General features: G+C 47.3%; 16 protein-coding genes. 5 read left to right on the top strand and 11 right to left on the bottom strand.

What is annotated here, in order from left to right; translation table 11 throughout:
• Window positions 1–57 precede the first annotated feature (57 nt).
• Window positions 58–969 (bottom strand): FecR family protein, encoded by a 912-nt coding sequence (locus BACSA_RS07950; RefSeq protein WP_013617591.1) that lies wholly within the window; start codon window positions 967–969, stop codon window positions 58–60.
• Between the two features lie 373 nt (window positions 970–1342).
• Window positions 1343–1900: an RNA polymerase sigma-70 factor gene (locus BACSA_RS07955; RefSeq protein ID WP_013617592.1), complete on the bottom strand. Its 558-nt coding sequence runs from the start codon at window positions 1898–1900 to the stop codon at window positions 1343–1345.
• A gap of 140 nt (window positions 1901–2040) precedes the next feature.
• Here BACSA_RS07955 and BACSA_RS07960 point away from each other — a divergent pair, with 140 nt between their 5' ends.
• The 3 genes from BACSA_RS07960 (at window position 2041) to BACSA_RS07970 (ending at window position 3361) form a co-directional block, all read left to right on the top strand.
• Window positions 2041–2448 carry a hypothetical protein gene (locus BACSA_RS07960; protein WP_013617593.1) on the top strand — a complete coding sequence of 136 codons (408 nt, stop codon included), beginning with the start codon at window positions 2041–2043 and terminating at the stop codon, window positions 2446–2448.
• 119 nt (window positions 2449–2567) lie between these two features.
• Complete coding sequence (locus tag BACSA_RS07965) at window positions 2568–3035, top strand: Lrp/AsnC family transcriptional regulator (protein WP_013617594.1); 468 nt, start codon at window positions 2568–2570, stop codon at window positions 3033–3035.
• The gene (locus BACSA_RS07970; protein ID WP_013617595.1) at window positions 3035–3361 is read left to right on the top strand and encodes a DUF4491 family protein; all 327 of its coding nucleotides are present in this window, start codon (window positions 3035–3037) and stop codon (window positions 3359–3361) included. The genes BACSA_RS07965 and BACSA_RS07970 overlap by 1 nt, the downstream gene beginning before the upstream one ends.
• A 54-nt stretch (window positions 3362–3415) precedes the next feature.
• On the opposite strand, the gene buk is transcribed toward BACSA_RS07970, so the two are convergent.
• Both buk and BACSA_RS07980 read right to left on the bottom strand, forming a co-directional pair.
• Window positions 3416–4486: a butyrate kinase gene (gene buk, locus BACSA_RS07975; RefSeq protein WP_013617596.1), complete on the bottom strand. Its 1071-nt coding sequence runs from the start codon at window positions 4484–4486 to the stop codon at window positions 3416–3418.
• The gene (locus tag BACSA_RS07980) at window positions 4483–5412 is read right to left on the bottom strand and encodes a phosphate acyltransferase (RefSeq protein WP_013617597.1); all 930 of its coding nucleotides are present in this window, start codon (window positions 5410–5412) and stop codon (window positions 4483–4485) included. The genes buk and BACSA_RS07980 overlap by 4 nt, the downstream gene beginning before the upstream one ends.
• Window positions 5413–5493: 81 nt before the next feature.
• On the opposite strand from BACSA_RS07980, the gene BACSA_RS07985 reads away from it, so the two are divergent.
• Window positions 5494–7254 (top strand): gamma-glutamyl-gamma-aminobutyrate hydrolase family protein, encoded by a 1761-nt coding sequence (locus BACSA_RS07985; protein WP_013617598.1) that lies wholly within the window; start codon window positions 5494–5496, stop codon window positions 7252–7254.
• A gap of 319 nt (window positions 7255–7573) precedes the next feature.
• Window positions 7574–8926, top strand: coding sequence for a FimB/Mfa2 family fimbrial subunit (locus tag BACSA_RS07995; protein WP_013617600.1), 1353 nt, complete (start codon window positions 7574–7576; stop codon window positions 8924–8926).
• Here the strand turns inward: BACSA_RS07995 and BACSA_RS08000 are convergent.
• The 7 genes from BACSA_RS08000 to BACSA_RS08030 all read right to left on the bottom strand — a co-directional run bounded on the left by BACSA_RS08000 (window position 8919) and on the right by BACSA_RS08030 (window position 19622).
• Window positions 8919–9500, bottom strand: coding sequence for a DUF3109 family protein (locus BACSA_RS08000; RefSeq protein WP_013617601.1), 582 nt, complete (start codon window positions 9498–9500; stop codon window positions 8919–8921). The genes BACSA_RS07995 and BACSA_RS08000 overlap by 8 nt on opposite strands.
• 101 nt (window positions 9501–9601) lie before the next feature.
• Complete coding sequence (gene gpmI / locus BACSA_RS08005) at window positions 9602–11119, bottom strand: 2,3-bisphosphoglycerate-independent phosphoglycerate mutase (protein WP_013617602.1); 1518 nt, start codon at window positions 11117–11119, stop codon at window positions 9602–9604.
• A gap of 111 nt (window positions 11120–11230) precedes the next feature.
• Window positions 11231–13519 carry a DUF2264 domain-containing protein gene (locus BACSA_RS19305; protein WP_316928578.1) on the bottom strand — a complete coding sequence of 763 codons (2289 nt, stop codon included), beginning with the start codon at window positions 13517–13519 and terminating at the stop codon, window positions 11231–11233.
• Between the two features lie 227 nt (window positions 13520–13746).
• Entirely contained in the window at window positions 13747–15036 is a 1290-nt protein-coding gene (locus BACSA_RS08015; protein WP_041584306.1) for an alpha-l-rhamnosidase, read from the bottom strand.
• 231 nt (window positions 15037–15267) lie between these two features.
• Window positions 15268–17268 (bottom strand): glycoside hydrolase family 127 protein, encoded by a 2001-nt coding sequence (locus BACSA_RS08020; RefSeq protein ID WP_013617606.1) that lies wholly within the window; start codon window positions 17266–17268, stop codon window positions 15268–15270.
• Window positions 17269–17342: 74 nt separating this feature from the next.
• Complete coding sequence (locus BACSA_RS08025; protein WP_013617607.1) at window positions 17343–18359, bottom strand: glycoside hydrolase family 43 protein; 1017 nt, start codon at window positions 18357–18359, stop codon at window positions 17343–17345.
• Window positions 18360–18383: 24 nt separating this feature from the next.
• The gene (locus BACSA_RS08030; RefSeq protein ID WP_013617608.1) at window positions 18384–19622 is read right to left on the bottom strand and encodes a DUF2264 domain-containing protein; all 1239 of its coding nucleotides are present in this window, start codon (window positions 19620–19622) and stop codon (window positions 18384–18386) included.
• Window positions 19623–19627: the final 5 nt, after the last annotated feature.

Here is a 19627-nt window from a genome sequence, read left to right on the forward strand (position 1 = left end):
GAATGCCGGCATCTCTTTTTTCAATTATGTTTTCCTTCCGTTTTTCCCATAGGCAGACTATTTTATGATAATTAATGAATCGGTCATATCTTTCTCATAGGAAAAGTTTACGCTTTTCCGCAAAACATCCAACGCATAATTAATGCCGTCCGACAAACGGAACTTTCCGGTACAACGGTAAGTATTCAAGCCCACATTGTTTATCAAAATCCTGTATCCATAATGCTTTTCGAACTTCTGCATGATTTCACCAAACGAAGCGTCCGTAAACGTAATCAACCCATTATGCCAAGAATAGTCGTCCATGTTTTCAATTGCAGAGACTTCGAAAGACTCCTTATTATATATGGCCTTCTGGTTGGGCTTCAACAAGACCCGGTTCACTCCAGCTTGCAACAATACAGAACCTTCCATTAAAGACGTAACAAATTCATTCCGCGAAGAATAAGCTTCCACATTAAACTTAGTCCCCAACACTTTCACTTCCCCTTTCCCGGTCTTGACAATGAAAGGCTTATGCACATCTTTTTTCACCTCAAAATAAGCCTCCCCATCCAAATAAACCGTCCGGCTATCTCCTTCAAACATCGGATCATACTTTAATGTTGTCAACGAGTTCAACCATACCTCCGTCCCATCTGTCAAAACCAAATCTATATGCTGACCGCCCGGCACCGTGATTTCTTGCATTGCCGCCAACTTTTCCGAACCGTACTCCAGCCATTGGGAAATAAAGATGCCGCAAACGAACATGACCGCCGCTACAGATACATACCTTACCCAAACCGGGAACCGAAGCCGTTTTCTTTTCCTGCCTTCTTCATCCGACAACAAATCGACCGTCTGAAACCAACGCAATGAGCGCAAAAGTTCGTCCTCGTTCGCCTTCGACTCTTTTGCCCATTTCATCAGTTCCAATTCCTCTTCGGTTGAAGCTTTTCCTGTAAAAAATTTGATAAATCGGTTCATTAAATTCATTTTCTTTATAGGGTTTCAATGATATAACTCATAACTTCAAGCAATCCCTAATGGAAAATGCAACTTTTTCTTATTTTTCTAAATCAACCCGAAAAAAAATAATCCGAAACCCACCTACTCATATTATGCGCGGTAAGAATTCGTGCATTTTATGGATGTCACAGTTCCAATATGCCGCCTCCGTTCCACACATCTCTTGATTTAACGCAGATAGCTCCGTCTGGTGTAAGATTAATAACCTTCCGCTTGTAAGATTATTAATCTTGCAGCCTGAAGATTATTAATCTTACAATTCTATAAAGACGATGTCCCATAAAATGCACAAATAAATGCCGCACATATTAAGCGAGGCAACTCCAGATATTCATATTAGAAAAAATATCCCCCATGTGTAATTTTTCAAATACTTCCTCAACAACTTAATTGCTTTTGTTATGTGAAACTCAACCGTTTTAACCGATAAGCCGGTCTGCTCGGCTATCTCTTTATGCGAAAGGTCTCCCAACCGACTCATCAAAAATATCCGGCGCGTCTTTGCCGGAAGCTTATTCATCGCCTGTCTTACCAACTCGTGCATTTCCAAAGTAAACAAGTCAAAAGGCTCGCATGCCTCTAAAGAAGAAATTTTCAGTTGAAGCTTCCATTCCTCCAATTCCTGAATTCCAGAAAGTATTTCCTGATGCAACTGAGTATCACGCAAAAAAGTCAGGCAACGATTCTTAACGCAAGTCAAAATATAAGCAGGCACATTCGTATCTTTAGGCAAACGGGACTTATTTTCCCAATAATATACAAAAGAGTCTGTTACAATATCTTCCGCAGCCTGCCTATTAGGCACATAGAACAAAGCAAAACGAATAAATTTTGCCCGATAAGCCAAATAGATTTCATCAAAAGAAGATAAGCCCGATAGTGTAAACATGCCATTATTTTATTTGCAACATATCATATTTAAGCAAAGTTAGAACTTATCTTTAACCTGAACAAACTTTTGAATGCAAAAGCAATGTGAAACCGAAGAAAACCTTGTATCTTTGAGGGCTTAATCAAAATTCAGGCAAAATGTTGGAAAAAGACTACATCATGAGATTGATACGCCAATTCTTCGAGGCACTGGAAAAGCTGATAGAGAAACGGGAGAAAGGAAACGAAACGACCCTTCAAATGGAAACCAACGGCATGTACCGCGGCTATTTCCATCAGCCTCAAGAATTTTTCTATGAAGCGAGCATGGATATTATCCTGGCTTACATGCAGGCACGGTTTCCGGAAGAAGAACGCCTGCAACGCATCGAACTTTTAGCGGAACTGATGCATTTCGACGCAAGCCTCAAATCATCGGAAGAGACACAAACCGCCTTAGAGCAAAAGGCACTGGAGCTGCTCAACTTTGCCGATACGCACAGTGATACTTTTTCCTTCGGAAGAAGGCAAAAAATGAAGGAAATCGAGGATTTCTTAAAGCCATGACATTATATAAACCTTGTTTTTCGACAAAAAAAGATATTTTTTCGCTTCACATGCGAATGCAATAAAAAAGTTTTCCTATATTTGCTTACAAAATGATATAAAAAGACTGATAAATTTTTATGGAAAAGATTGATAATCTCGACAAGCAAATTCTGGAAATCATTTCTCAGAATGCCCGCATCCCATTTAAGGATGTGGCTGCAGAGTGTGGCGTCTCACGTGCCGCCATTCATCAACGTGTGCAACGGTTGATTGACTTAGGTGTGATCATCGGCTCCGGCTACCATGTAAATCCCAAGAGTCTGGGATATAGCACTTGTACGTATGTAGGTATCAAATTGGAAAAAGGCTCAATGTATAAAAGCGTTGTAGCGGAACTCGAAAAGATTCCCGAAATCGTGGAATGCCATTTTACGACAGGTCCTTATACGATGCTTACCAAGTTATATTGTACCGATAACGAACATCTGATGGAATTATTGAACACCAAGATTCAAGAAATCCCCGGCGTTACGGCTACGGAAACCCTGATATCACTCGAACAAAGCATCAAGAAAGAAATCCCTATCCGTAAAGACTCAAAATAATGGAGTGGATATCAACCTGCCATATAGACGGAATCATCATCGGCATCTGTACGTTTCTGATTATCGGGTTCTTTCATCCGATTGTCATTAAAGCCGAATATTATTTCGGCACGCGTTGCTGGTGGTGGTTCCTCTTATTAGGCATCGCAGGTATTGTTGCATCGCTTTTTATCAGCGACATCCTGATTTCAAGCTTGCTCGGCGTATTTGCCTTCTCTTCTTTTTGGACGATTAAAGAGATATTCGACCAGCGCAAACGCGTACTGAAAGGGTGGTTTCCGATGAATCCCAAACGGAAACAAGAATACTTGGATAATGAAGAATGAAGAATTAGGAATGAAGAATCTGCAAACATCAATAGATTCTTCATTCCTAATTCTTCATTCCTCATTTACACCATATTCCTGCAAAGGCAATTCACCTTTCAACACTCCCAATGCATTCATTGCCAAAGCTTCCATTTCGTCTTCACCCGGAAGAACTACAATACGTGCCAATCCTTCAATCCATTCGCGCAACAAAGAGATGACATACGCATTATTCGCAATTCCTCCCGTCAGAATAATGGCATCTGTCTGCCCATGAAGCGCCACATGCATCGCGCCGATTTGTTTTGCCACGGTATAAACCATCGCTTCAAGCACCAATTTATGTTTTGCATTGCCCGCATGAGCCCAACGCACGATTGTCTGCACATCGGTTGTGCCCAAATATGCCAATAAACCGCCTTTCCCGTTCAAAAGTTTCCGGATTTCAGCCTGCGTATATTTTCCGCTAAAACATAAATCAACCAGCTGGCGAGCCGGTACGGTCCCGGCACGTTCCGGACTAAACGGACCTTCCCCATTCAAGGCATTATTCACATCGACCACCCTTCCGTGATGATGCGCGCTGACTGAAATGCCTCCTCCCAGATGAGCGACCACCAAATTGAGTTCTTCATACTTCCGTCTGATAGAAGCGGCATATCTTCGGGAAACGGCACGGCTGTTCAAAGCATGGAAAACAGAAAGCCGAGGTATTTCCGGAATGCCGGACAAACGAGCCACATCGCGCAACTCATCCGTCACCACCGGATCAGCAATAAATGCCGGGCATCCTATTTCTTTGGCAAATTCATCTGCAATCAAAGCAGCCAAATTTGACGCATGCTCCATAGACGAATGCCATAAATCATGCTTCATGCGTTCATCAATCCGGTAAACCCCGCCCGGTATAGGCTTTAAAATTCCTCCCCTGGCAACTACCGCATCAAAAGCCATCGGTATATTTGCCCGACGCAAAGCGTCAAGCACATGTGTCCGGCGATATTCATATTGCTCGTTAATATGATGAAACTGAGCCAATTCCTTTGCCGGATGAAAAACACTTTGCTTCCATACAGGCTCTACTTCCTCATAAACCGCCAACTTGGTCGAAGTAGAACCCGGATTTATCACCAATATTTTCATAAAGATTCTTGTGTTAACTTGCCAGCCATACATGCCAGCGCCAAACTATAAAACTTGGAATTTCCTGAATCGCTCCGCGAAGGAACCACAACAGGTGCTATCGTACCGGTCAGCATACCAGCCATATTCGCATCGCCAAACAAGGAAAGTGTTTTGTAAAACGTATTTCCTGACTCTATGTTAGGAAATATCAACACATCGGCGTTACCCACTACCGGCGAAGTCAACCCTTTGATTTCACCGCTATGCTTGTCGCAAGCTGTCTTGGCATCCATCGGACCATCTACAAGCACTTGCCCGAAGCGTCCTCGCAAAGCATCGTCTTTCAATTGGACATAACTCAATGTATGCGGAAACTTCTCATTTACTTTCTCAGTACAATGAATCAAAGCGACACGAGGCTGTTCGTTCCCTAACACACGGCATAGAGCTACATCACAAGTTATCATCGCCCGATATTGTTCTAAAGTAGGGCGAGGAATTACCGCCGCGTCTGAAAATAACAACAACTTATGATACAAAGGAATCTGTGCGACAGCCACATGGCTCAACACGCCTCCCGGGGGAAGCAGCCCCGTATCTTTCTTCAGCACGGCACGGAGCAAATTATCGGTATTTATCAACCCTTTCATAAGAATATCCGCCTCACCTGTCCGTACCAATTCAACCGCCAAAGCCGCCGCATCATCCGGTGTAGGCGCCTCGTATATCCGGACAAAATCAGGCGATGCACTCCGCAAGCTATATGCCATCTCTTTATGGTCGGCATCAACAACCAATAAATACTCGGCAATCTCTTCACGTAAACTACGGATAATCACATATTCCGTATGTGGATCGTTAGGGCAAACCACCGCAACCCGTCTCCGTATACACGAAGAACGCAAACAATTGACCAGTTGGGAAAGCGTTCGAATCAATTCCATATCATCAGATTTTTAGCAAAGATGAAAAATAAATCTGAATTTATCCCTATCTTTGCTGCGTTTCCTTTAAACATTTAACTTATGAAAACGTTTCAAACATTTGACATCGAATCCACATATAACGCATTTCACAACCGATTCCCCAATCATAGGGAAGTGCCGGTAATCGGTATTACCGGGAATTTCAGCGATGGAAATTTGACGCTCGCATCTGGATATTACACCTCCATTTTGAAAGCAGGAGGGGTTCCTTTTATTATCCCGCCTTTTGAGGACGCTAACATTTTGATAAATCTTCTTGACAGCATTGACGGGTTGCTATTAACCGGAGGAGGAGATATCAATCCGCTATTCCTCGGAGAAGAACCAGTAAAAGAATTACACAGCATAAATCCTTACCGAGACCGTCAGGAACTTCTGATAACCCGATTGGCAGCCAACCGGCAGATTCCTATATTAGGCATCTGCCGAGGCATCCAAATCATGAATGCAGCATTGGGAGGCACTCTTTACCAGGATATCTATTCGCAAACTGAAAGCAAGCTCATCAAACACAGCCAGGAGCTGGAACGTTCATTCGCCTCCCATACAGTACACATCGATGCAGACAGCCTTTTGGCTAAAATCATGGGGCAGACCACCCTGCCCGTCAATTCATTCCACCATCAGGCAGTAAAAAAGCCTGCCCCCGGATTCCGCGTCTCCGCACGCGCATCTGACGGGATTATTGAAGCCATAGAAAGCACCGAATGCAAATCCATGATAGGCGTACAATGGCATCCCGAATGTTTCATCCTAAACAATGACCCCTGCATGATGCCCCTTTTCGGCTGGCTTTTACAAGAAGCAGATTCTTTCCGCACAGCCAAAGCCCTACACCAACGAATCCTGACGTTAGATTCGCATTGCGACACGCCGATGTTCTTCGATCAAAACATCCGGTTCGATGTACGTGACCCCAAAATCAAAGTCGACCTGCACAAGATGACCGAAGGCAGGCAAGACGCTACGATTATGGTTGCCTACATTCCTCAAAAAGAGCGCACCGATGAAGCGTTATTGGCAGCCACCGCAAAAGCTGACCAATTATTAAATGAAATCGAACAAATGGTAGCGAAGAATTGCACAGCCGTAGACATTGCTTATTGCCCCGCCGACCTATACCGTTTGAAACAAGCCGGCAAGAAAGCCATCATGTTAGGAATAGAAAACGGATATGCCATCGGCAAAGACCTGAGCAACATAGAACGCTTCCGCCAACGGGGGGTAGTATATATGACCTTATGCCATAACGGGAATAACGACATTTGTGGTTCGGCACGGTATAACGAAGAAAATGCAGGCGTATCTGATTTCGGCGCACAGGTTATCCGGGAGATGAACCGGACCGGCATGTTAGTAGACCTTTCCCATGCAGGCAAACGCAGTTTCTATGATGCGTTAGACATCAGCCAAAGTCCTGTAGTATGTTCGCACTCTTCCTGCCGTGCCCTATGCGACCATCCCCGCAATCTGACCGATGAACAGTTGAAAGCCATCGCACGTAAAGGAGGAGTCGTGCAGCTTTGCCTTTATAGCGGATTCCTCCGTTCCGACCGTCCTGCAGACATTCGCGACGCAATCGAACATTTGCACCACATGGTAAACCTGATTGGCACAGACCATGTAGGCATCGGGACCGATTTCGACGGCGACGGAGGCATTGCCGGATGCAACGATTCATCCGAAGTAATCAATTTCACCCGAAAGCTGCTTTACGAACGTTATAGCGAAGAAGATATCCGCTTGATATGGGGAGGCAACTTCCTTCGGGTTATGGATAAAGTACAGCGATATTCCTGATTTACATAGCCGCTTCAATCAAGGGGTATATTATAGTCAATCAGAAATGAATTGCAAAGAAATTCATACGATTTTTTATTGAACACAGAGGCACAGAACCACGGAGAAATAAATAAGAAGAAGGCAAAGACCATAGAGCAAGCCATTTCTCCATAAACTTTGTTCTCTCAAAAAATAAAAACTCTGTGCCTTTGTGTCTCTGTGTTCCATATTTTTCGCAAGCCAGTTTTGTTCTGCTATCATTACAATTTTTCCAAAATAAGTTTGTACAAATAAGAAACCTTGCGTTATTGGTAGAAAAACAGTCATTTTATGTGTCATGAAAAACATTAAACATTTCTACCGTCTTATTCTCTTTTCCGCACTTATCTGTGCTTGTGGAGAATACAAACTTGAAGAAGAACTTGATAACGAAGAAGGTTCTAAAGATGTTCCACATACGGTACAAGTCATTACCCGAAGTGAGAATAATGCCCAAATCAACTATCCACTCTCCCTCTTCTTGTTCGATGAAAAAGGGAAATGCATCCAAGAAGAAACAATCCCTGACGAATCCGCTTCTTATAGCAACAACCTGCCCGAAGGGAAATATAATTTAGTATTATTATCGGGAATTTCAGAAGACGAGTATGTAATCCCCTTTGATTTTAATCCGGAAAGCTTTATCTGTTTCAAGGAAGATAATTTCGCGCACAACCCCATACAGATAGCATCCGCACAGATTAACCTTACCCAATCGACCACTGTGCAGATGACCTTATCCTACGCTGTATCTTCTATTAATTTCATTATCAATGACGTCCCAGACGAAGCAAGTCAAGTAAACATAAATCTTTCTCCCGTAAGTTCAGGCATCTCCTTTACAGGGAACTACAATAACGACAACCAATCCTGCCTGATACCTTGCACCCGGAAAGGTGAACAATGGATTAGCGAGACCGCGTATATTCTTCCCTCCGAAAGCTCTTCTACACGGATGTCCATCCAAATAGAGTTACCCGATGATAATAAAGCATACGGTTATACTTACCAGTCTGCCTTAAAGCCCGGATATCCTTACCAATTTACCGGAAATTACAAGGACGGCATCACACTGAACGGGGTATTTCAGGCAGAAGGTTGGCATACAGCTGTAGATGTGGAATTCGGCATCAGCGAAACCATACCCGATAATCCGGAAGAAGAAGAGCCTGATACCGGCAAAGACGAAGAGCCTGACCCCATCTCTCCTACAGGCACGGACTCTTATCAGGTAACCGAACTCCCCGAAGAGGAAGACGTATGGAGAGATTTTTATGTATGGGACATGAAAACCATTTCTGAAACTGAATATGAAGCCATTATCATCTCGCCCGAACAATGGGAAATACTGGCAGCAGAAGGAGAGGCATTCTTAACCGACTATGAGATAAGCGGCATCGGCGGCTGGCGGGTATTTACTAAAGAAGAAGCCAAGGACTTCCGCAGTCAATACAGCTACAGCCTCTACGACCTGAACCAATTCCTGCAAGAAAACGGACAAGCCGCTTTTTGGGCAAATGAAGACGACCGCTACCTTTGCAATGAATGCCTGCATAGTTTCGCTTTCGGAAGCTCAACCATCTCGCCCGTAGGGGAAAAGCGCACCTATTATTTACGCCCCGTAAAAACCATTCGGCTTGAGCTCAAATGATATGCTGCTTTTGAAGTTCTTCAGCCACCGTTTCCAATTCGGCATACCATTCTTCGCCGAACTTCCGGATTAAAGGTTCCTTCAAAAACTGATAAACGGCTGTATTCTTGCTTTGTCCCAATGCAACTGCGGCTTTACACACATTCCAACGGTGATAATTTACCGCTTTGTAAGGTCCGTAGTCGCTGATGCGGACAGGATACAAATGACACGAGACCGGCTTATAAAAATTACAACGCCCTTCCCGATATGCCTTTTCTATGGCACAATAGCAACAGCCGTTTTCATCGTAACATGTAAAGACGCAATCTTTTCCATTCACTATAGAAGTGACCAAATCACCTTCTTGGTCTGTATACGCTACCCCTTGCTTGTCTATCACCGCTTGTGCCTCGGGCGACAAATCTTTCCATATTACAGGCAACACTTCTTCCAGCTCTGCCACTTCATCCAACGTTACCGGTGCTCCGGCATCTCCTTCGATACAACATGCGCCTTTACAAGCATCCAAATCGCAGAAAAATTTTTCCCGAAACACATCAAAACTTACGATAGCATCTCCTACTTGAACCATTGTATTTAAATTTAAAAACACAGAGACACAAAGACACAGAGCCTTATTTCTTCATCAAGAAAGAACTCTGTGTCTCCGCGTCTCTGTGTTCAATAATAAAATCAGTCTTTAATCAAATCTTTTCCAGTCATGTCTGCCGGTTGCGGCATGCCCATGATGTGCAGGATAGACGGAGCCACATCAGCCAATACGCCGTTTTCTACTTTCGCCTCCTTATTGGAAGTTACATAAACAAACGGAACCGGATTCAACGAGTGGGCAGTGTTCGGTGTGCCGTCTTCGTTCAACGCATGGTCGGCATTACCGTGGTCTGCAATGATGATTACTTCGTAATCGTTAGCCTTGGCAGCTTCTACGGTATCGCGTACGCAATTATCAATAGCTACAACCGCTTTTTCAATCGCTTCGTAAATACCCGTATGGCCTACCATATCGCCGTTGGCATAGTTGACTACAATGAAATCATACTTTTGTGTATTGATGGCATCAACCAACTTGTCTTTCACTTCGTATGCACTCATTTCCGGCTTCAAGTCGTAAGTAGCTACCTTCGGAGACGGAACCAAGATACGGTCTTCGCCATCGAACGGAGTTTCACGACCACCATTGAAGAAGAAAGTTACGTGCGCATATTTCTCGGTCTCGGCAATGTGAAGCTGTGTCTTTCCGTTCTTCGACAAATATTCGCCCAACGTATCTGCCACATTTTCTTTCGGGAACAAGATATGAACGCCTTGGAACGAAGCATCATACGGAGTCATACAGTAATACTGCAAGCCCGGAATAGTCTTCATGCCTTCTTCCGGCATATCCTGCTGGGTCAATACGATAGTCAACTCTTTCGCACGGTCGTTGCGGTAATTGAAGAAAATCACTACATCGCCTTCTTTAATCGTACCGTCGAAGTTGGCATTGTTAATCGGTTTGATGAACTCATCGGTTACGCCTTCATCGTATGATTCCTGCATCGCCTGCACCATGTCGGTAGCTTGCTTGCCCTTGCCTTCTACCAGCAAATCGTATGCTTCTTTCACACGGTTCCAACGTTTGTCGCGGTCCATGGCATAGAAACGCCCTACGATAGAAGCAATCTTTCCTGCAGACTGAGCGCAGTGCGCTTCCAATTGTTCGATAAATCCCTTACCGCTCTTCGGGTCAGTGTCACGACCGTCCATAAAGCAGTGGATGAATGTATTTTCCAAGCCGTATTCCTTAGCGATGTCACACAATTTGAACAGATGTTCCAAAGAAGAGTGTACACCGCCGTTCGAGGTCAAGCCCATGAAATGGATATTCTTGCCGTGCTCTTTCGCATACGAGAATGCCGAAACGATTTCCGGATTCTTCAAGATACTTCCGTCGGCACACGCACGGTTTATCTTCACCAAGTCCTGATAAACGATACGTCCGGCACCGATGTTCAGGTGACCTACTTCCGAGTTACCCATTTGCCCGTCAGGCAAACCTACGTTCTCGCCGCTTGCCTGAAGTTGAGAATGCGGATACGTAGCCAACAGGCTATCCCAATACGGCGTCGGAGTGTTGAATATCACATCGTCTTTCTGGTGGTCTCCACAACCCCAACCGTCCAAAATCATTAAAAGAGCTTTCTTAGCCATAATCTTATTTTGTTTAAAGTTGATGTATCATGTTTTACAGCATGCAAAAATACAAAATATCTGCCTTATAACGTATCTTTTGATAAATTTTAAGACGGTTGGGGCATGTTATCAATACAAATCCCGTGTCTGAATATCATCCGACCAATGGTGGTCTTTCGGGAAAGGCTGCTCGCTCCAGGCTTTCTTGCTCGTCCAGTCACGGGGCGCATCGGTCCAGAAAGCGTCCGATGCAGGAAGTCCTAACGGAAGGAAGGCAAGCGAAGTCATATAAAGGCTTCCGTTATTGGTATACCAGTCGGCAACATTGGGCTGGCGTCCCGTAAAGCCGATAGTAAGAAAACCGCCCTCATTGAAATTGTTTCCCGATGCAAACATGCGCTTCATCACGGCGGTCAGCCCGCAACGCACCTGAGCCGGAGTAACCCCTGCCGGCAACTCTTTATACCATGCCATGAGTGCCAAAGGCTGCATGGTCGCCATCCGGTAAGGAATCGAACGCCCGAATACCGGGAATGTCCCTTCCGGAGAAATAAAACGCTCCAACACCAGACTGAACTTCTGGGCACGTTTCAACGCGCGCTGGTAGTACTTCGGATAGTCCAGGCGCGAATGCTTATCGGCATCAATCAGCGCATCAAGGGTTTCGAGGTACATGGGATGGAACACATAGCTGCTATAATAATCAAACGCGAACGAAGGACCGTCGGCATACCATCCGTCGCCCGTATACCACTCTTCTACCTTGCGGATAGCCGAATTGATGCGGTACATGTCAAACGGTGCTCCGGCTTTTGCCAGAAAACTCTCGATGGTAGCCGAGAAAAGCAGCCAGTTGGTATAAGGCGGGTCGATGCGGCGCATTTGGGTAAACTCTTCAATATAGCGCTTCTTGGTCGTTTCGTCCAAAGGCATCCACAATTGGTCGAATGCACGGAGGAAGCTTTCAGCCACGTATGCCGCATCCACCAAGGGCTGGCCTTCGTTGCGCCATAACAAATAGTCGGGCGAATTAGGGTCTACCGCATTCGCGTATGCCTTCAACGCCCATTCACGCAATTGTTTGCGCATGGCTCCTTCTTCGGTATTGTCATCGGGCAAAGCCAGCCAGGGAGCGATGCCCGCCATCAGGCGTCCGAAGCATTCCATATAGGTCACCCGCTTGTCGCGTCCGTCCCAGGTCGGGCTTACCTCTACCTGCATGTTCTTTTGAAGTTCCCCTTTCGCCATGTTGCTCAATACAGGCTCTGCCATCTGATAAGCAAGCTGGCACCAATACGCACGGTCGGCCTGCGTACCGGCTTCGAGATAACGCACGTATTCGCATGCCGCCAAGAGGAAAGCGCCTACTCCGAAGTTAGCCGTAGACTTTGCGTCTACCACCTGCCCCGGTATGGCTTTCTCGCCAATCGGTTGCACATACCCCACCGAGCCGTCTTTCTGCAACGCCGTTTCCGACAGGTATTTCCATGCTTTCCGGATAACGGGCATGTAGGTGGCTTCATCCAGATAGCCGTGATTTACTCCCCACAACATGCCGTAGGTAAAGAAAGCGGTCCCGCTTGTCTCCGGTCCGGGAGCGTGTTCGGGGTCCATCATGCTCCGTGTCCAATAGCCTTCGGGCTGCTGGATAGCCGCAACGGCTTTCGCCATCTTCTGGAACTTCTCTACAAAGAACGCACGATGCGCATAGTCTTCAGGCAAGTCTTTCAGCACTTTTGCCAGACCTGCCAATACCCATCCGTCGCCCCGTGCCCAAAAGTCTTTCTTTCCGTTCAGGCTTTTGTGCTTCGGATACACATACTTCGCGTCACGATAATACAGGTTCTCGTCTTTATCGAACATGATGCTATCCGAGTAAAGCAGGTACTCATACAGTTTTTCCAAATAGAGCGGGTTATGGGTAATCTTGTAAAGCTTGGTCATGACCGGCATCACCATATACAGACCGTCGCTCCACCACCAATAATCGTGATTGGGCGTGCTCATCTCGTATTCCATCACCTCGCGTGCCCGGCGGATTTTCTTGTCATCCGGGTCGAGCATATACAGGTCGGCATACGTCTGGAAACAAATCTGATAATCGCCGAACAATACATACTCATCGCTCTCGCCATACGAATATTTCCATTCCGAGCGGTTATCGCTCTTCGCGCCTTTCCATTCGTTATGCGTAGCCCATGCCTCGGAATACGCACGGTACGCTTCATTTCCGGTCAGGAAATAAGCCTCCATGTTTCCGGTATGATAAGCGGCATTGTCCCAGAAGGAACGCACTTCGGGCGAATTAACCGCTTGCCAGTGCTGATTGACCTTATCAATGATTTTCCGCACCTGCTCTGCCTCGGAAGGCTTGGCAAGCGCACTTGCAAAAGGTAATAAAGCGAGCAAGAACAACATTGCTCCTTTCCATACTTGTTTCATGATTCTTATGTTTTTAAAGTTAATAAATTCATTTTTTCATCCGTCAGGCTGTACCGGAAAACACATACGGTTGCATCGGGCAACGCAACCGCATGCATCGGGCTATGCAACCGTATGTGTTGCCCCACGCAGCCGCATGCGTTTTTTATGGAACACAGAGACACAAAGACACGGAGAAAAACAGCCGTTTTTCCGATGCTGCATCATTTCTTCCCCATATCCACTTCCAGCACATACACCGGCGTAGGCTCCTTCTCTACAGTCTTCTCTCCGTCCCCTTGGTAAGCGGTCTGGACGAAAAGATGCAGGCGTTTCTGTTGCTTCCAGAGTTCCGTATCCAGACTGGGCTCCCACGCTTCTACCGAAAAGCCGGTCAGGTCTTTCACTTTCCATTCCCCCTTCCGCAAATCATCGGTATATGCCATCGAGACCTTGCTTCCCCTCTCGGCATCGCGGAAGACAAAGCATGCCTTATTCCCGTCTACTACGATGCGCGGGCGGGCAATGGGAATCATCTTCGTCCCTCCCCCTTTGAGCGAGAAAGCCAACGTGCGCTTCATCACTTCACGCATGTTCCAACGTGTCCCGTCGTTCCATACCACCCGGTATTGCGGGACATCCGAATCCGGCTCGCGCCAATACGTCACGATGTAAGGATGCCCTTCCGCATCGGTACACATGCTGGTCTGGTTTATCAACTCACTATTTTGCGGGATGTGCCACGCGTATTCGGCATTGCCCTTGCGGATAGGAAGCGTGTACGGTTCACCCGCCGATGTATACCATGTCTTGCCTCCATCGGGCGAACTGGCATAGCACAGGTCGTGGTTGGTTTCCACCATCCACGTCTCCCTCCACACCCACGATAAGTGAATCGTTCCCTTCTCGTCCACGTAGAGTTGCCAATAGGCATTGCGTTGACCTTCCCCATCTATCAGGATGTCTTGCACCCTTTCCCACCTATGGGTATCCAGGTCATAACGGTTCATTATCAGGTTTCCCCGTCCCGAAGCCCCCGAACGGTATACGAAAATCAGGTCTCCGTCCGGCATCTTATAGAACTCCGGATAGGTCACGTCCTGCTCATCCGTTCCGGTCATTGCCTCTTTGGGACCCAGCTCCAACGAGCCGGGCGCCACGCTCCGGCAATAATTGAGCGGATGCCCATGGTGGTCGAACGACACATGGATATAGCCTTCGCCATCCACCATCATGCTGATGACATTGTGCGCATCGGCTACATTCCCCTTATACTGAGAGCGTTTCAGGGTCCATTCGGCAGAGCCTATCTGCCTCTTTCCCAATACCAGATAGCCTTCCGGGTCATAATAAGAAATGTATTGCGTATCTCCATCGGTCACCAGCGGGCTGTTCCGGAACACCGTAGTATTGACCGACGTATTGCTATATCCCTCGCCCACCCGTACCAACTGGGGATATGCCATGCCGTATCCGCATAGGCACAAGAGCAGGAGTAAAAGTTTATGTTTCATCATATTTCAGTTCTTTCATTTGTAAGTTTGCAAGTTCTTTTGTCACGCTGGATTTGTAATCCAGCGTAATAGCTGAATCGGATTTATAATCCGAAACCATTGCTGATGATGCGGATTACAAATCCGCAAGGTTAATTACGCCGGATTACAAATCTGGCGTGACAAGACGTGACAAGACACATTCGGGCGTATGCGATACGCCCCTACAGGGCTGTTTGCGGATGTTCATCTTTATTTATCCAAAAACTCATTGGTCCCTACACCCAGGGCAGGCCCTAAATGCACCGCCCCTGCCTCATAGGGCAACCATACCATCATCTTGCCTTCCCCGCGGTTCGCCCAGGCATAATAGGGAATCAGTTTCAATACCGCATCGGATGCATGAAGTTTCCCTTCGACATCATACGAGAGGGTTTGCACGCCGGCAGATATCATCTGCGCTCCTCCGGGGGCTTTTTCATCCATGACTTCCAGCTTTGGCTTGCGTGGCAAGAGTACACTGAACAGGTCGATGCCTTGATTGTCACACCATTCGGCACAATAAACCAGCGGACCACGCTCTATCGCCAACATGCCCCGGTCGGCTTCCACCTTTTCGTCCGCCAGGACCAAACGCGGCGTCATGTCGAATGACACTTCCACGACATCCCCTTTCTTCCAACGGCGGCTGATGCTGAAATACCCTTTCTCAATGCTTCCTTCTACCTTTTCTCCATTCACCTTTACCGAATAAGAAGTCTGCTTCCCGTCCGCAAAACGGTACAAACCGCCCGGCACGACTTCTCCCCGTGTCCATCCCGGCACACGCACCTTCCATACAAACTCTCCGCTCCCCTTCTGAAGCGTAAGCCGGATATTCCCGTCAAAGGGATAAGCGGTCTGTTGCCGGATGCTTATCTTGCGCTTCCCTACCTGAATCTCCGAGGTGCCTTCCATAAACAAATTGACATAAAGGCTATCCCCGCGTGTGGCATACATATATCCCGGCACCGAAGGAAGGAAGCGGCACAGGTTGGACGGGCAACATGCGCATCCGAACCAAGCCTTCCGTTCGTACCCTCCTGCCGACTCCAGCGGATTGGGATAGAAGAAACGCCCTCCGTCGAGAGAGATTCCCGACAAGACTCCATTATATAAAGAACGTTCGAGCACATCGTAATATTTGGCATCGCCATGGAACAGGAACAGGCGGTGGTTGACATAGACATTGCCGATAGCCGCACACGTCTCGCAATATGCCGTGGCATTCGGAAGCTCGTAATTCGCTCCGAAGGCTTCCCCGTGAGCCGTGGCGCCGATGCCTCCGGTCAGGTAAAGCTTCTTCCCGACAATGTTGTCCCAAATGCGGTCAATCGCATGCACGTATGCCGTATCTCCGGTCAGAGCCGCCACATCCGCCATGCCCGAATACATATACGTAGCACGCACGGCATGCCCCACCGCCTCATCTTGTTGCACTACCGGCTTGTGCGCCTGGCTATAGGCGTCTTTTCGGGAAGTATAGCCTCGCTTATCGAGGAAAAACTTCGCTTCGTCCAGGTATTTCTTATCGCCGGTCACCAGATAAAGCTTAGCCAATGCCATTTCCGCAATCTGATGTCCCGGCACACGCACCAGCTGGCCTTCATCCGGACCGATAGCCTTGCACACACAATCGGCATAACGGATGGCTATGTCCAGAAAGTTGCGCTTGCCCGTAGCCTGATAATGCGCCACGGCTCCTTCTATCATGTGTCCCAAGTTATAAAATTCATGGCTCAGCTCCTCCACTTTCTCCCAACGCTTCGAACCTGCCCACGCATGCGGATGCTTCGGATTCATCGTGCGGGCGGTATACAGATACCCGTCCGGCTCCTGCGCCTTGGCCACGATGTTCAACACGCTATCGATATAGCTCTCCAGCTTCTTGTCGGGATAAGTCTGCAACAGATAGCTGGCTCCCTCAATGGTCTTATACACATCGGTGTCATCGAACGAAAATCCCCCTACGGTAAAGGTGTCGCACGGATGTTGCGCTCTTACGAAATTCTCATAGCGTCCGGATTCCTCACACTTGCTGAAAGCCAACGGAATGGTCACGTCACGGCAAGCGTCCAAACGTTGTTTCCAAAAGCCTCCGCTTACATGAGTTGCGGTAAAGGGCACCGGAGTAATGGGGTATCCGGCCTGATTCTGTGCCTGCAAGCCAACGCTCAACACGGCACACATATAAGTAACAAGCATGGTTTTCATGTCTCTCTTCATTTATTCAGTTCAATCTTTCTTTTTTGCAATATTCGCAAGATTCTCCGACTTTAGCAAATATTCTATTTGAAAACATCCAAATTCCATTTGTCCTGCCAGGGAATGACAATCTTCCCGTTTTCAATCAAGACGGGAAGCCATACGTAAAGAGAGTTCTCCAAATCCGTCTTGTTCCACCGGTCGAACAGGGCGATATAAGCATCCTTCTTCCCTACCACAGGCTGCACATACGTGCTTTGGGCATAGAAAGTCTTGTCCGCATCCGGTCCGGTACAAGGGTTTCCGATTGTTTTCCATTCGCCCAAAACCGAATCGGCAACGGCTATCTCCGCTACATTCGGGTCCCACCCTGTACATCCGGAAGTAATCAGGTAATACTTCCCGTCGTGCTTAAATACCGCCGGAGCTTCACGCGACTGCTTTATAAAGTTACGTGTAAAACGTCCCGAAGGCTTCAGGTAATCATCCGTCAACAGGCTGATATACATCGTGGCGTTATTCTCCGAAGAATAAAACTGGTATGCCCTTCCGTCATCATCTACAAAGACCGTTTGGTCGCGGCTCATGGCATCGTTGGGGCGGAAGCTTCCTAAATAAGTGAAAGGGCCTGCAGGCGAATCGGATACCGCCACTCCGGCACACGCCTTGCTATAGTCGGCACTCTCTACATGCGCCCACATCACGAACTTTCCGGTCTTCCTGTTATAGATGACTTTGGGACGTTCCAACACCTTCGACGGGTGCAAATCGTGGTTCGGGTCATCCTTTACGGCAGGCAAAACGATTCCTTCGAACTTCCAGTTCAGCAAGTCTTTCGAAGAATAACAGCTTACGCCCGTCACATCGGTGCGATAACACTCCCACGTAGCCCATTCGGGCAATACCGTTTTCCCTTTCTTATACTCTCCATACCAGTAATACGTGCCTTCATGATAAAGGATGCCTCCCCCATGCGCATTAATCGGATTGCCTTCCGTATCGTTCCATACTTTTCCCGGCTCGAACACCGTGTGTTGTGCCTCGCTTACCTGCGGGATGCTCAAGAAGAAGCAGATGCCCGCTACAATTAATTTATTCATACGTTTTTAATTCTAAAATTCAATTTAATACGCATGGTCCTTGGGGAATTCCTGTCCTTTCCATGCACGTTTCGAAGTCCAGTCCTGCGCCGCATCGGTCCAAAAAGGATGGTCTGCCGGAAGCCCTAACGGAAGAAACGCAAGCGATGCCATGTAAAGGCTTCCGTTATTGGTATACACATCCGATATGTACGGTTGCTTTCCGTTAAACCCCAAAGTAAGGAAGCCCTGCTCATTGAAGTTCCGGTCATCGCCGAACATGCGCTTGATAACCGAAGTCATAGCCGAACGCACCTGCCCTTCAGGCAATTCTTCGGGAAGCCAGCCCCTCCATGCCAAAAGAGCCAAGGGCTGAAGCACGGCGGTGCGGTACGTGATAGACCTGCCCACCACGGGGAAAGCTCCTTCGGGAGAAATAAGCCGTTCTAAAATCATGCCGTACCGCTGCATCCGCCTTACTCCTCTTGCGAAATTCTTCACATCCAGATTCCAACCGCCTTTCTTGCCTCCGTCAGTCATTATCTCCTGACATTCCACATACATGGGATGCAACACGAAGCTATTATAATAATCGAAAGCAAACTTCGGACCATCACTATACCAGCCGTCACCTACATACCACTCGCTCACGGTCTGCAAGGCAGAAGTAATGCGGTAATAATCCTCCTTTGCCCCCGCTTTCTTCAGGAAGCATTCAATCGTGGAAGAGAAAAGCAGCCAGTTGGTATAAGGAGGGTCTACACGGCGCAACCGGGTAAACTCTTCGATATAGCGTTGCTTGGTCAAACTGTCCAAAGGCATCCACAATGCCTCATACCCACGCAAGAAACTCTCGGCAAGAAAAGCCGCATCCACCAAAGGCTGGCCTTCTTTGCGCCATAACAGATAATCCTTGCTCTGCGGGTCAACGGCATGCGCATAACTCTTCAATGCCCATTCCCGCAATTGCCTGCGTTGTTTTCCTTCTTCCGTATCGTCATCGGGCAAAGAAAGCCACGGAGCCAATCCGTCCATTAATCTCCCGAAACATTCCATGTAAGTCACACGCCGGTCTCTCCCGTCCCACGTCGGACTGAGTTCCACCGACATCTTCTCCTGCAACTTCCCCTCGCTCATGGCACTTAATACGGGAGAAGCCATCCGGTAAAGCACATCACACCACACTTCACGGTCGGTCTTCACCGCCTCTTTCTTCCCTCTCGCCGATAATGTCCCCACCGGCAAAAGACATACTACTATAAATAGGTATACGATTCGTTTCATAAACA

It is taken from the genome of Phocaeicola salanitronis DSM 18170, assembly GCF_000190575.1.
Taxonomy (GTDB): domain Bacteria; phylum Bacteroidota; class Bacteroidia; order Bacteroidales; family Bacteroidaceae; genus Phocaeicola; species Phocaeicola salanitronis.

Excerpts from the sequence above, each read along its gene's own strand:
- BACSA_RS07955 (WP_013617592.1), bottom strand. The coding sequence starts at position 1,900 with ATGTTTACACTATCGGGCTTATCTTCTTTTGATGAAATCTATTTGGCT.
- BACSA_RS08020 (WP_013617606.1), bottom strand. The coding sequence starts at position 17,268 with ATGAAAACCATGCTTGTTACTTATATGTGTGCCGTGTTGAGCGTTGGC.
- BACSA_RS08030 (WP_013617608.1), bottom strand. The coding sequence starts at position 19,622 with ATGAAACGAATCGTATACCTATTTATAGTAGTATGTCTTTTGCCGGTG.
- gpmI (WP_013617602.1), bottom strand. The coding sequence starts at position 11,119 with ATGGCTAAGAAAGCTCTTTTAATGATTTTGGACGGTTGGGGTTGTGGA.
- BACSA_RS08015 (WP_041584306.1), bottom strand. The coding sequence starts at position 15,036 with ATGAAACATAAACTTTTACTCCTGCTCTTGTGCCTATGCGGATACGGC.
- BACSA_RS19305 (WP_316928578.1), bottom strand. The coding sequence starts at position 13,519 with ATGTTGTTCTTGCTCGCTTTATTACCTTTTGCAAGTGCGCTTGCCAAG.
- BACSA_RS08000 (WP_013617601.1), bottom strand. The coding sequence starts at position 9,500 with ATGGTTCAAGTAGGAGATGCTATCGTAAGTTTTGATGTGTTTCGGGAA.
- BACSA_RS07985 (WP_013617598.1), top strand. The coding sequence starts at position 5,494 with ATGAAAACGTTTCAAACATTTGACATCGAATCCACATATAACGCATTT.
- BACSA_RS07980 (WP_013617597.1), bottom strand. The coding sequence starts at position 5,412 with ATGGAATTGATTCGAACGCTTTCCCAACTGGTCAATTGTTTGCGTTCT.
- buk (WP_013617596.1), bottom strand. The coding sequence starts at position 4,486 with ATGAAAATATTGGTGATAAATCCGGGTTCTACTTCGACCAAGTTGGCG.
- BACSA_RS07970 (WP_013617595.1), top strand. The coding sequence starts at position 3,035 with ATGGAGTGGATATCAACCTGCCATATAGACGGAATCATCATCGGCATC.
- BACSA_RS07995 (WP_013617600.1), top strand. The coding sequence starts at position 7,574 with ATGAAAAACATTAAACATTTCTACCGTCTTATTCTCTTTTCCGCACTT.
- BACSA_RS07950 (WP_013617591.1), bottom strand. The coding sequence starts at position 969 with ATGAACCGATTTATCAAATTTTTTACAGGAAAAGCTTCAACCGAAGAG.
- BACSA_RS07965 (WP_013617594.1), top strand. The coding sequence starts at position 2,568 with ATGGAAAAGATTGATAATCTCGACAAGCAAATTCTGGAAATCATTTCT.
- BACSA_RS07960 (WP_013617593.1), top strand. The coding sequence starts at position 2,041 with ATGTTGGAAAAAGACTACATCATGAGATTGATACGCCAATTCTTCGAG.
- BACSA_RS08025 (WP_013617607.1), bottom strand. The coding sequence starts at position 18,359 with ATGAATAAATTAATTGTAGCGGGCATCTGCTTCTTCTTGAGCATCCCG.